Genomic DNA, 13,156 nt, shown 5'->3' with positions numbered 1-13,156 from the left:
AGACCATTGTCGTAACCGTTTGATTTGCATGATGAATTCCAATTCTTGGGTACCAAGTTATCCGGTTGGTTCCCGTGTTATTCCGCAAAAGCGCGGGATATATCAATAGTGAGGCGGCACGATGGCATTCGTCCAAGACATCTGCAGTACTGAAATCTTCAACCACTTATCTTTGTTCCAGGGACTGACCGAAGACGAGAAGACAAACCCGATTGGCCGAGATCTGATCTTTGATCTCGACTCACGCAGTGCACTCATTCCTCATCCAATCCACTATTCGGACTATCCAGACCGCAGCATGAACTTCTACGTTGCCGGGAAATGCTTCAACGTATGGGAACTCGTGCAACGATCGGATGGGCCGGATAGGGTTGAGATCTACTTCGATAGAAAGTTTGAGGCACCCGATCGGTCAAATGTCATTTCCTTGCTTCAACAGGCAGTTGCGATTTTCCGAAATGAACCAGTCTGCGGGCTACCAGTCGTCGAACGCAACGCGTGGCCATGAACATCGTCTACTTCTGGCAGTCGCCTAACCCTTCAATCGAGAGGACGTCACCCGGCGAGCGGGGCGCCGCCCCTCATCTCAAACGTTAACGTGCCATTTGAGTGACACCTTCCGGGCGGCGGCAATGTCAGCTATCAGCCTGTTGGCGCCTCGGCTTCGCAGTGTATGCTGCCTTTCACAAAAACACCCGATTGGGGGATGTTCAAGCTAGTTCCGAGGCGCAAAAATCGTGAGATAACTGGTTCACTCCATTACTTAAAAAGTGCGGGGTTTGTCCGAATTTGTATACCTGTACAAACGCACATGATATTTCGAAGGTTTTTTGGCGGTTTGGCCTAGCGGCTCAGAAGTTGCCATTACTCACGGAGGCTGAGATGGCTGATACCTATGAAAAGGGTAGGAACTTAAGCGCATTGGCCTTCTATATGTTGTTGCTGGTGGTGTCATCAGCGTTCATTTGGGGGCATTTACTACCTGCTGCGGTCGGAAGCGGGGTGGCGCTTGCTTTGCCCGTCTTGAGCACGTTGACGGCCATTGCTTTGCTAGCTTTGTGCTGGTTCTATGTAAAGACGAAAGGTCGCTCCGGATGGTGGGTTCTTCTGGTCCCTTGTCTCAACATTTTCGGCATCTTGGTGCTCGTCTTGTTGCGAAGCGAATCGCGGCAATAGCGTCAAATGGCACCGCATAACTGGTCGTCCATCACGGACCCGCAACTGCAGCAGGCGGCTACGCTGCGAGTGTTACGGTCTGGTTGCCTTCGACGTTGACGACAGCTTCGAAGCGCACCTAATGTCTGCAATCCGTCAGCGAAAGCAGACTTACATCCGCGACGTCTACTTGGATACGATCCCGTGACTTCAATTCACACCATTCGAAAACCTCACAACGGCAAGGGAACCCGCTTGAACTTTGGTACACCGACACCTGTTTTCTATCAGATAGTCTTGGTCCTATCGGTTGCAATGGGGGGGGCGGCTTTCGGCCTTGGTGCGATCCGGTTATTTTTTGCTAGTACGGCTATTTCGTACGTACTTTTCATTGCCTCCGTAGGTGGGTTCAAGAGTTCAGAGGCATTCGCAATGGGTGCGGGGTGGGGCGTGCTCATCATGATGCTAGTCGCGCCGGGTGCGCTAATCGCAGTATTAGTTGGGAAGGGTGCCCGTGCTATGTGGCTAGCCTCACGTGATCGCAGAAAAAGAGGTGGCTGAATGCCCGCAATCGCTGAGACGGGTAACAGGTCAGTCAAAAGTGCATTGCCGCCCGCTGACCTTTCACGTTGACGTGCCACTTGAGTGACTGCTTCGAGGCGATGGTACAGACTGCAATCAGCCTGTTGGCGCCTCGACATTGCAGCGGGAGCGGATGTTTGCAACTTCACCCCCAAAGCGCGAGAAGCGCTCAGCCTTGGCCTGCAGGATTACACCAACCATCACACTTTCGCCTGAATACTTATTACGAAGCCGATGACTCCAACTCGCCCGCTGACTGACGACGAAATGAATCTTGCCCGATGGATGCTTGACAACGGCTCTGCCGAAGCATCGATGTATGTCGACCAGCTGTTGCGCGCTGAAGCTACGAGTTGGCGTTGCCCGTGTGGTTGCGCAAGCTTCAACTTCAAAATTAGGGGCCTGCCGGAAGCGCCTCCCGGGGTTCACATCATCGGCGACTATCTGATTGGAGATGACGCCCACCTTTCCGGAGCTTTCATTTTTCAGAGTGGTGGCATCCTGAGTGGCGTGGAGTTGTATGGATTGGCCGGTGAGGCTCCAAAAGTCATCCCTATGCCTAACGAACTTCGCCGAGTTGACGAGCCGCCGCCATACGCATGACAGCTTTCAGCCTGAAGACGTCTCAGCTTTGCAGCGGAAGCGGTCATTTGTCGCCATACCCAATGGATGGGACAACCAACAGTATGAGTGTTCTGCAGAATGACGCCAATGCTATGCTTGCAAGTTCGAGTCAGACGTCTCTCCACTTGAATGGATGCCCCTTTTATGGATTCATTTGGCGTATATCTAATTGCCACTATCAATTGCGTCGTGCTTTACTTCGCTTCTTTTATCTTTACAGGTGGAAACGGAGCATCAGACGTAGTGGAAAGTGTTCGATGGTGGGGTTATAGCGGTATTGCGATTGCCTCAATCGCAGCACTTTATTTATGCTCAAGGGGCAAAGGTGACGCGGGTTTATTGATTGCGCTCACACCTCTTCCAATCGCTTACCAAGTTATGTTGGCGGTCACCTAGACGCCAATGCCCACAATCAGCCTGTTGCCGTCATGTCTGAATCAGGCTGGTTCCTGACGTCCACGCCGTTCCGTTTTAACGCAGGTGTGGGGTGGGAGCTGCTTGTCGCGAATGTCGGGTTACTGGAGGTTCACCGGGGTCCCAGTCAGTGGGGGGCATAAACTTCACATCTACCGCGAAAGTGAGCTCGATTACTCCGAATTATCAAGTCTGTAGTGGGCGGCGGATTTAACCGGCAATTCGCCATTTGCTTGCTTAACATTCAGGGCTTTACATGAATCAGCCGACCTATGCCGACAGAAGCGATAGTGTGCCGCCCTTGCTGGGACCTCTGGCGCTCGTGTGTTGGATAGCGAGTCTTTTCCTGCCCGCAATGAGCGCACCTCAAGGTTGGATTCTGGGTGGTGAGTTTGCGGTTAAGGGCCTGATGACCTTTCCGCTCGCTATTTTTTTTTCTCCCCTTCTCGCTTTGGCGCCGCTAACAAACCTCATTTTTCTGGGCAATCTTGTACGTCTATGGCCCCTCGAGAATTTGAAATCGGCTAACGCTACTTGGGTAGGTCGAGCATTGCTCTTCAACTGCATTGCGCTCGTTGTTGGAAATCCAAACCCGGCGTTGGGCGACGTCGTCAAGTATCCGGCTATGTGGCTTTGGTTACTGTCATTCGTGCTTCTTTACATCGCGGTCAAACGTTCAGAACTAGGGCATTCAGGCACGTCTATAGTAATACTGAAGGACCGCTGGAAACTAGCAGTCGCGCTTTCCTGCGCCATTGCGATCGTAGGTTTGACGGCGCGCACCATGAAGTTTCCGGGCCCCACGATCAGCCGCACAGTATCAAATGTTGAAGGCATCGAAATTCGACGCTCGGGCGTTCCGCTTCGCCACTATCCGCTGCTGGAAGATGGGTACTTGCGGCAGAGCAACTACAAATTTTTCGTACTTGACGGGCACACGCATGAATCGTTGCCCGGTGGTGGGTGGATCATTCGACCGGGCGTAAGTCCTGTGCGCAGCATCGTCCATGAAGCAGTCGAATCGTATCGATTGGATCCAGGGGGGCCAGGCGAAGTGCAGCGGTCCACGGTAACGATCTATGACGGCGGCGAGATCATCGCGCGAAAGACGTTCTATCAAGGGATGATCGAAGATGGTCACGGTTGGGTAGGGGCCATTGCACTGAAGTTCGTTCAATCTGTTTTGCAACCTGGATCTAGCCTTGCTTCAGGCGAGAGCCACAGGGCAGTGTTGCCAGTGCATTCTTTAGATTTGCCGAGCGACTTTAAATTGACAGACACCAAGCGCAATCTCCTTGGTTGCCCATCCTCAGTAGTGCTTAACCCAAACGATTGGCGCGAATTGCGAACGTTGCAATGGAGCCTGCAAACTAAGGAGAACATACAGGCAGTCGCCTGCGGTGAGGACAGTGTTTTAGTGGTTCTCGGCAACGACACCGGTGTAAACGTAGACGTCATCAGCCTCGATGGGCGGGCAGTACTCCAGGCTCGTGCGAACGTGAGCCAGCACACGAACCTATACGCATTGGAGGACGCCCGAGCGAGTAAAAGCGGCTGGCGGATTCGCCTTGTTTCTCACAGGCCCGGAGCGTCCATAGATCGGCCTACAGTCCCGATGGAGCGGTTCGAGATTGCACTCGAATCGAAGGAACCAAGTTGAGTTGACTCTTGGCTCTCACGGCTCCTTCCGGTGCAAGTTTCGCCTTTATGGACACCACCAATCTGCCACAGCCACAAAAACCTATGACAGCATTCACTGCGAAGCCGCGGCGTCAACAGGCTGAAAGCGGGCTTACATCGCGCTCCAAAGATGCCCCTGAAAGATCGGCTGTAACGTCTGACGTAGGCGATGAGCAAAGGCAATTTGCGCCTATCTGAATTGGCTGCAAATCTATGCACCTCGTAAAAAACCTGTTCTTTAGAAAAATACACACCTCACGCCTTTGAATCTGAGATCAATGGCGACACGCACTCCGTGCAATATTTGTTGGTCGGATGATTTGGAGTTGTACAGACGACGCAACGGTAATTGACAGATAAGTCCTCAGGCATCTTCAGGCCAGCAGAAACTTGGCCTCTTATTGTGGTGCGGGCGCCGATCATCCAAAAGATCAAGCTAAATGGCAATGCAACGGCAAGCATCATGAGCGCGAGAAAAAGCGCCATCGCAGAACCGAAACTGCGCCCTCCGGAAGTAACGATCGTAAGAGCGAACCAAGCGAAGGGGAAGATGATCAAAAAGCAAGCAGACTTGCTCCAGACGCTACCTTTCTCTCGAAAGATCCTTGCGGTTACGAAGATACTTAAGCCGAGGGCCAGAAGTATTACAAGGAAACCCAATCGGACTCCTAACGATTGTTTAAATGGGTGAACCCCAAAGAACTATAGCTCACTGGAAATCGCTGTCGACCGTCCGCTATCGCTGCAAAGCTGAGTCTCCAACAGGCTGAGAGCTGTCGTCGTTATCACTAATTTGCCTGCTTCGCAGCAGACATTGGTGCCGTAATTCTGGATGGACGATTTATTACTAGCCGCTGCATAAGCGGTGGGGCCATCAAGGATTCGAAGACTTCTTTACAACCGACCCGAAAAGCTCACTCAGATGGTACTTCGTTAGAAGCATTCCGATGAAGCCTACGGGCGTCCAATGCTAGTAGAAAGAGCATTGGAAAAGCGAAAAAAAGCACTATTACTATCTTCGGAATGAGCACGTAATTTCGCTTAGCAGCCCAGTAACTCACCACGGTTTCATAGGTAACTCGAAATGAATTGTCTATGCATTCAATTTCCCAAATTCGCCAAAGTTTGAGGGGGTAAAACTTAAGGTACTGTCCCCGTATAGCAACCTTTTTGCAGCTTTGAAAATTTCCGCTATCAACAGAGTAAAAAAATTCAGTGTCATCATGGTGCCCTCTGGCAAATGACTGCACGGGAAATTCCGCGTTCAAGGTACTTTGATCTTGAAGTACCAATGTAATGTGGGGACTTCTACCTCTTATTTCAGAAATTTCGCCCTCAATCACAGTTAGCTCCGCCCTTTCAGGAATTGCGTAATTCGCGCTTTCGAGGAGCAATGGATAACCAAAGATCACTGCTGTAATCAATGAAACGATCTTGAAAGACTTTCTATTCCAAGCGAGCTTCGAAACGGCAGAAAACTTCATGTGGTTTGGCGTAAGCAAATCGCAATGGTAATGACTCGTTTTTTAGACGAGGCGTCACCCATTCGGTTAATATTTTTAAGTGTCTGAACTCGTGGTGACTAAATAGTCTGTGACTGATAACGGATTTGCGCACAGCTTGGCTTCCGGTAGGCCGGCATTCGCAAACGACCGCTTCCGCTGCACAGGCGACCTCGACAAGCCCGCCTCATTTGTAACAGATCGGATGTCCGCTTTTGGGTAGCTAATCCAGGACTGTGGAGGACCGCTTAGGGTCGATAGTCGCCTCGGGGCCAGCTTTCAACATTGCCTTATCTCTGCTTTATGTTTTCGAAAATGGAAATCTAGTAGGGTCCAATTCCCTCGGGTAGCTAGAAAAATCGGTCACTGGTTTTTGGCAACGAGGAGACCAGCAGGTGTCTAGGCGCTTACCGTAGTGGCTCGTTGGATGCAATCCTCAGTCAAGCGTTCAATCCAAGTCCAATACAGCTCCTGTACTCGCGCTGGATGCACCTTTTGAAAACTTCCCCAACACACCGCGCGTGTAGCGAGGCGCCGGAGCAACCCATTTACTCCGCCTCATAGCCAACTCTTCATCTGACACATGCAGCGTCAACGCGAGGTTTACGGCATCGATAGTGATCAGATCATTCTCTTTCACCAGGGCGATGTTTCCCCCGACAAATGCCTCTGGGGCTACGTGGCCGACCACCATACCCCAAGTTCCGCCAGAAAACCGGCCATCTGTAATCAATCCCACCGAGTCCCCTAAGCCCTGGCCAATCAAGGCACTGGTGGGTGCCAGCATTTCAGGCATTCCTGGACCTCCCTTGGGTCCCAGATAACGAAGCACCATGATGTCGCCAGGATGAATCTGTCTGGACATGATGGCTTGGAGTGCGGACTGCTCGTCGTCGAATACCTTCGCAGGTCCCTTAATCGTGAGTTTCTTGATGCCGGTGATCTTGGCGACACTGCCTTCCTCTGCCAAATTCCCTTTGAGGATGGCAAGGTGTCCTTGCGGATAGAGTGCCTCATCAATGCGTCGGATAACCTTGCGTGGGTCAGATGATTGCGCAGGGACGCTTTGAAGGGCTTGTTCGACGGTCTCACCAGTGATGGTCATGCAATCCCCATGGAGCAAACCTGCGTCGAGCAGAATCCTCATCACTTGGGGAATGCCCCCGGCCTGATGTAAATCGACCGCGAGGTATTCTCCTGAGGGCTTCAGGTCACAAATGACAGGAATCTTCTTTCGCATGCGCTCGAAGTCATCCATGGTCCATGGAACCCCAGCTGCATGTGCGATGGCCAAGAAATGGAGCACCGCATTGGTAGAGCCTCCAGTTGCCAGGATGACGGCAACTGCGTTCTCGATAGACTTTTTGGTGACGATATCCCGTGGCTTGAGGTCATTCTTAACGGCTTCAAGCAGTACCCTGCCCGCCCTGCGTGAAGCAGCTTCAATCTCTTCATAGGCATTCGCCATCGTGGAGGAATTAAGCAAACTCATACCCAGGGCCTCAAAGGCTGCACTCATGGTGTTGGCGGTGTACATACCTCCACAAGATCCGCTGGTAGGGATTGCACGTCGCTCGATCTGATGGAAGTCCTCATCCGATAGCTGACCTGCGCTGTACTGGCCAACGGCTTCAAAGACACTCACGATGTTCAAGTCTTTGCCTTTGTAGCGCCCCGGTAGCGTGGGTCCACCGTATACATAGATAGATGGAACATTAGCGCGAAGCATCCCCATCATTCCGCCCGGCATGTTTTTGTCACAACCGCCAATGACAAGAACGCCATCCATCCACTGAGCTCCCACACAAGTCTCAATGCAGTCCGCGATGACTTCCCTGGAGGCGAGGCTGTACTTCATTCCCTCAGTCCCCATCGCAATCCCATCCGAGATCGTGGGTACGCCAAACATCTGAACTTTGCCACCTGCTTCTTCTATGCCCAGCTGCGCAGCGTCTGCCAACTTCTGCAACCCTGAGTTGCAAGGTGTGATGGTGGACTGCCCGTTGGCAATACCGATCATGGGCTTTTTGAAATCGCCCGACTCATAGCCCATGGCGTAATACATGGAGCGGTTTGGCGCTCGGGTCACACCCTCTGTTACGTTGGCAGACCGGCGATTGATTTTGGGATCCATAGCGAATATTCGGTGAGGGTTAATGAAGTGATTCCGACAGCAATCCAATTCACGGATTACAAACTTGGCAAAACTTGGGCTCTGCTGTATCTGTAGATGGCTTGAAAGTAGTGTCTGAGTGTGTGCACCAGACGCATTTCCAGACCTCTCCGCGGGGCAGGTGCGTGGGTGCACCACAACCACGGCATGGCAAACCGGGAAGGTTCTGGGTACGCCAAAAGCCAGGCATGGAGCAAGTCGGGCACTCGGATTTCAAGCGCTTCAGCAGATCTACAGTCGCACGCCGGATGTTCTCCATACGCGTTGGATTTGCGAAAGCGCGCAAATCAGACTCCATCCATACCTTGCCATCCGCGGATGCTTTATGCGCTTCTTTAAAGCGTGTTTCCAGAGTGGTCCAGTCATAGATGCCTTTGTAAAAGGTGCATACGTTCTTCTTTTGAGATCGGATCACCATCTGGTGAGATGGGAAGCCATGGGCCAATGCGAATGCGCTTGCCTGCTCCCACGTCTCAGCCAGTAGCTCTCCACACCGGGCAACCATCTGGGCTGATCCCGTTACCTCGAGACCTCTTTCATCATCTATAAGGATCACCTGCTCGACGTTCCAGGTCAGCATTCCGGTAAACGGATCAGGACCGAAAGAGCCCTCACTTGCGACGCCGATTGAGAGGCCAGATAGTTCCATGCCTTTGCGGGCTTTCTTCCTTAAAGCATTGGTTTGCGAGCCAGCGCGATCAATGTCACGGGTAAAGGTACCTAGAAGGTCTGTATCGAACCCCGAGACATGTTGAACATCGCATCCCAGCGCAGAGTCCATTGCTGGCTTCAACACCGTCTCTTTTCCGTGCTGGGTCAAGAAGGCAATTTTTTGCCCCTTGAAGCGGGAGCTCATTTCATAGCTCCTAACGCCGGCGTCCAACCCGAAGCGCTTAGTTTGAAGATCTGGCCACCGTCCATTTGCCAGAGGTGCATCCACCCGTTGTAAATCAGGTTCTGCAAAACCTCGTGCTTCTGAACAATCTCAAAGATCTTGCTCTGCGGCGCGCAAATAACAACGGTGAGTCGCAATGGCTCGTGGAGGTAGTTCGTGCCGTCGTGCAAGGATTGCTTCGAAAGTCCCTGGCGGAGGTCCCCTCCGTTGCCCTCGAAAACGCCAATATTGCCTCCTACGACGTTGTGCAACACCTTATTGCCACTCCCATACAAGCGGGGCTCACAAAGAGAAGCGTGGTACTGCCAGTTGATCCAGTTGGTGACCAGCATCGGAGCTGTCATCAAGAGCTCGAGCACGCTGCCATCCGTGTCATTGCGCCATTCGTAGTCGTGCAAGAAGGCCCTTCCACCCAGCCGGGAGTCTTGACTAAGGGCCCGCGGCCCCATCAGAAAAGATGCGTTCCCCGCCAATGCCCACTCAGGACGTGTTTGTGCACCATCACTGGCCCGCTGCTTGAAGATATTCAAGAGTTCTGCTGGGGACTTCAAGGGGTCAATTCCTAACGAGGGTGCCCGCTCCATGCGTACAAACTGCTGAGCAGTCCTGAAGGATTTCTGCACATCGGCCAGCCCCGTCCGAACACCGTCCGTCAAAAGATCTGTGTCGAACCACTCCAGCTCGTCAGTCGTCGTGTTGTGCAAGGCTGCGACAAAGCGGTTCGCAGAGGGGATCTCAATACCTTTTGCCAACAGGCCAGCTCGGACGTCTGATTCATTCAGCAAACGAGCCAACACTCGTGCATTGACTTCGCCGGTTTGCCCACCACAAGCTCCACAGTCCAAGCCAGCAGCATGCGGGTTGTTGGCGGACTGACTTCCATGGCCCACCAGGAGTACCAAAGGCGCAAAGCCTGACTTCAAACCCATCGCCGTGAGCACCTGAGCGCAAATTGCAACGCGCTGTTCCACGCTGACGTTTTGCAGTTCAGGCCGACACACGGGACGCAGCCGCATAGGAATGCCTGCGTAGTCATCTTGAGTGCGGTGTTCAACCTTCGTCCGCAGCCAACCACTCAGCTTGCCGGCAAAGGCCATGCCAAAGGACTCCACGAATGAGAAGCTCGAACCCGGCCAGCGCGAAAGAGATTCCCACTGCTCCGCCTTAAGGAAACTGAGAGTTCGCAGGCTTTCTAAGCTTTGACGCTCGCTCTGCAGGCTGACACCATCCGGGAATACGATCTCGTCGCTCACCGTAAGACTTGGTGGCAAGAGTCCGGGAAGTTGAGGTCTGGAACTACTGCTTCCTAAATGCTTGTACGCAATGGGCAGTCCAAAGAAGCCGGCGAATCCTTTGGTGCGAATTGAGGGATCCACTGTCTCAATGGCCCTGCGGATGCGCTCGCTACGCACATCGATACAAAAAACTGCCTGCGCCTTCACACCAGTAACATTCGGCGTTGCAAGGCTAGCTCGACCATTGCCCGACAAAGAGGATGCCAACTCTCGCTGATAGCCCAACTCCAGCGCGAGCTGCCAAATCTCATCGACTTCAAGTTCAACTTTTGCCGCTGCTATTTTCTCGGGTGCCTGATTCCAGTCACTGCGGAGCTTCTTGAACACTGCTTCTGCATGGACAGGGCTGCAGCTATCCAAAAGAATCGCCCCCCATGCCAAGCGAATGGCCAACAATTCACGGAGCGCATCATTCGTTGTGCCTTCGAGTTTGGCTTGCCAGCTCAAGTAAGAACACCAGGACGCCCATCCATTCACGGTGAGTAAAAGTGCTTCCAAGTAGTCAGCCCATACACCTTGGTCAAGTCCGAATTTCCTAAGAGCCCATTGCTCAGCTTGCAATGCGGTACTGGGGAGTTGCTCCAAGCATTCCGAGAAGTCAGGTAAGCCCATGAGTACCCCGATTCCCCGGTCATGAGAGATGGTCTCACGCCAGAAACCATATAAACCAGAAGCAGTCTTTGGTTTCCAATCAGCCTGCTGCGTATCAAAGTACGCTGCACAGGTCTGGCTGATTTGGTGGGTAACCGCGTGTCTCCATGAAAAGCGCGACTCGCCATCCAGATGCATTTCGAGCAAGTCGATGAGCAGCGACTGACGCTGAATGTTGGGCTCTTGCTTCAAGTCAGCGACGCAGTGAATGGCGCTTGCTTGACCGTCTTTTTGAGCGATGGATTTGGACAAATCCTCAGGGGTGATTCGGCCGGTGCTCCACGCATTCTGTATGTACTTGCGAGAGGGAAAGACTTGAATGCCACCGAGCACTGCAAGTCTGGCAGCAACCGTCCTGACGTCACTGCTAATGCGTCCCCAGTGGGGGTTGACCGCAATTGATCGATCAAGGGGCCACACTGGCGCTATGGAGTCACATGCACTCTGACACGCTGTTTCAACCCGTTGCGCAAAGTCGTTTCCTGATGGCACAGCCTGAATCTGGCTTGTTTCTTGGATGGTGATGGCAGTCATGTTGATACGCCTATTTAATGTCTATTCGTTCAAAGGCTTGAGGACTTGGGTGTCAGCACTGGCGGGAAAGCCACCATGACTAGTCGGGTGTACCAATCATCCAAATACAGACCGGCATATCCAATACGACGTACACGTTCCACATTGGCGCTCTTGGCACCCGACTGGAGCACCGCCAGTCCTGCGTAAATCAACAACATGACACCGAGCGCTACGCCACTCCCGTTAGATGTTGGGATACTTTCCACACCGAATGGGACGTAGTGGGCTCCCCATGCAAGCACCGTTAGGACCGCCGCAATCAAAGAAGCTCTGCAAAGGAGTAATGCAACTCTTTGACCTTTCGCGGTAGAAGACTTCACCCAAAAGAGGGGGGCCCATGCGAGGGCCAGGATTGCACTCCACCACCAGGGCCAGCTGGTACCGGTGGAACCAGAAAGCATCTGTACTCCGGACAACACGACCAAGCTTGAGAACAACGGGGCACAGATCAAACTCCATGTGGAGTAGCTCGAAGTTTGCTGCCGCAGCTCCTTGACTCTTGAGACGCTCACGGCTCCGCCAGCCATCAAGAAAGCGTGAGCCTTGTAGATGGAGTGACCCATCAGGTGCAGCATGGCCAGTTCGTAGAGTCCCAAACCGCATTCGGCTGCCATGAAGCCCATTTGGGCAAGCGTAGACCAGGCGAGGCGTACTTTGATACTGACTCGGGTGAGCATGACGAATCCGGCCACAAAGGCGCTGAACAAACCCAGGGTGATGAGTGTCCATCTGGCTGCATCCGACGACTCCAAGAGCGGCGCAAACTTGATCAGTACAAAGCCCCCCAGATTGACGACGCCTGCGTGCAAGAGTGCAGACACCGGTGTTGGGGCCTCCATCACTTGGATCAGCCAACCATGCAGTGGCAGGAGTGCCAAGCGAATGGCGACAGCCAGAACAACGAGCACAGCGATGAAATGAATGAATACATCCGATTCATTTGCGCTAACAAACTGAAGGAATGCCGAGATCGAGCTGGTACCGACCTCTACCTGAGCAAGGCCCGCCGCCAAGATGAGCAAGATGTCCGCGAGCCTGTCGGAGAGCTTCTTTTTATAAGCCGCAAGAATGGCGAAGGGACGTTCAGGATAAAAGCGCAGGAGGCCATCCAAAGCAATACCGGTTAGTGACCATGCAGCGATCAATAGCCACCAGTTGTCCGCGATAAGGAGCAACTGCACACTGCCTAGAACAGCAGCGACGCCCACGATGTAGGACTTTTGCCGCGGCTCGCCCTGCAGGTAGCGTTCTGAGAAAAACAGAATGACACTACCCAGCAATTGAACCAAGCAGGCCACCCAAGCGGCAGTCAGTGTCAAACCAAGGAGTGAGGTAACTTGAGAAACTTTTGTAAAAAAGCTTTCACTCCCAAAGAGAAGCGCGCATAGGTTCATTAGGGTGACTCCAGCAGCGAGGATGCTCACGCCCTTCACGAACGTCCAGCGATCGGCGATTGGTCGATCCATAAAAAGTGCATAAGCGGCGCCTGCCAGCATCAAAAGAGTAGGCAGTGAAATGAGCAGAAGGAGGACTTGAGGTGAGAGATTCATGTTCGGTTCATTTCAGTAATGGGCGGATATTGCTCACTTCTTCTCGTTCTGTAAAATAG

At 52.8% G+C, this 13,156-nt stretch carries 8 protein-coding genes; 3 read left to right on the top strand and 5 right to left on the bottom strand.

Annotated elements, in window-relative coordinates:
- Nucleotides 1–121 precede the first annotated feature (121 nt).
- From AEP_RS14920 to AEP_RS14900, 3 genes are all read left to right on the top strand, one after another.
- Nucleotides 122–508, top strand: a complete 387-nt coding sequence (locus tag AEP_RS14920) for a hypothetical protein (protein WP_087496111.1) — start codon at nt 122–124, stop codon at nt 506–508.
- Between the two features lie 374 nt (nt 509–882).
- Nucleotides 883–1,176 (top strand): hypothetical protein, encoded by a 294-nt coding sequence (locus AEP_RS14915; protein ID WP_087496110.1) that lies wholly within the window; start codon nt 883–885, stop codon nt 1,174–1,176.
- A gap of 1,855 nt (nt 1,177–3,031) precedes the next feature.
- Nucleotides 3,032–4,435 (top strand): hypothetical protein, encoded by a 1,404-nt coding sequence (locus AEP_RS14900; RefSeq protein WP_087496107.1) that lies wholly within the window; start codon nt 3,032–3,034, stop codon nt 4,433–4,435.
- A gap of 275 nt (nt 4,436–4,710) precedes the next feature.
- Here the strand turns inward: AEP_RS14900 and AEP_RS14895 are convergent, their stop codons facing one another.
- From AEP_RS14895 to AEP_RS14870, 5 genes are all read right to left on the bottom strand, one after another.
- Nucleotides 4,711–5,115 carry a hypothetical protein gene (locus AEP_RS14895; RefSeq protein WP_087496106.1) on the bottom strand — a complete coding sequence of 135 codons (405 nt, stop codon included), beginning with the start codon at nt 5,113–5,115 and terminating at the stop codon, nt 4,711–4,713.
- Nucleotides 5,116–6,405: 1,290 nt separating this feature from the next.
- Nucleotides 6,406–8,091: a dihydroxy-acid dehydratase gene (gene ilvD, locus AEP_RS14885; protein ID WP_087496104.1), complete on the bottom strand. Its 1,686-nt coding sequence runs from the start codon at nt 8,089–8,091 to the stop codon at nt 6,406–6,408.
- A gap of 49 nt (nt 8,092–8,140) precedes the next feature.
- Nucleotides 8,141–8,986: a DUF6671 family protein gene (locus tag AEP_RS14880; protein ID WP_087496103.1), complete on the bottom strand. Its 846-nt coding sequence runs from the start codon at nt 8,984–8,986 to the stop codon at nt 8,141–8,143.
- Complete coding sequence (locus AEP_RS14875) at nt 8,983–11,505, bottom strand: YbcC family protein (protein ID WP_087496102.1); 2,523 nt, start codon at nt 11,503–11,505, stop codon at nt 8,983–8,985. The genes AEP_RS14880 and AEP_RS14875 overlap by 4 nt, the downstream gene beginning before the upstream one ends.
- Nucleotides 11,506–11,534: 29 nt before the next feature.
- On the bottom strand, nt 11,535–13,097 hold the full coding sequence (locus tag AEP_RS14870) for an NADH-quinone oxidoreductase subunit L (RefSeq protein ID WP_087496101.1): 1,563 nt from the start codon (nt 13,095–13,097) through the stop codon (nt 11,535–11,537).
- Nucleotides 13,098–13,156: the final 59 nt, after the last annotated feature.

The sequence above is a fragment of the Curvibacter sp. AEP1-3 genome (assembly GCF_002163715.1).
In the GTDB taxonomy this organism is placed as follows: Bacteria; Pseudomonadota; Gammaproteobacteria; order Burkholderiales; family Burkholderiaceae_C; genus Allorhodoferax.
This window is presented reverse-complemented; position numbering and strand designations above follow the sequence as displayed.

What these genes read in the sequence shown, in the direction of transcription:
- AEP_RS14900 (WP_087496107.1), top strand. Translation starts at nt 3,032, where the DNA reads ATGAATCAGCCGACCTATGCCGACAGAAGCGATAGTGTGCCGCCCTTG.
- AEP_RS14915 (WP_087496110.1), top strand. Translation starts at nt 883, where the DNA reads ATGGCTGATACCTATGAAAAGGGTAGGAACTTAAGCGCATTGGCCTTC.
- AEP_RS14875 (WP_087496102.1), bottom strand. Translation starts at nt 11,505, where the DNA reads ATGACTGCCATCACCATCCAAGAAACAAGCCAGATTCAGGCTGTGCCA.
- AEP_RS14870 (WP_087496101.1), bottom strand. Translation starts at nt 13,097, where the DNA reads ATGAATCTCTCACCTCAAGTCCTCCTTCTGCTCATTTCACTGCCTACT.
- AEP_RS14920 (WP_087496111.1), top strand. Translation starts at nt 122, where the DNA reads ATGGCATTCGTCCAAGACATCTGCAGTACTGAAATCTTCAACCACTTA.
- AEP_RS14880 (WP_087496103.1), bottom strand. Translation starts at nt 8,986, where the DNA reads ATGAGCTCCCGCTTCAAGGGGCAAAAAATTGCCTTCTTGACCCAGCAC.
- ilvD (WP_087496104.1), bottom strand. Translation starts at nt 8,091, where the DNA reads ATGGATCCCAAAATCAATCGCCGGTCTGCCAACGTAACAGAGGGTGTG.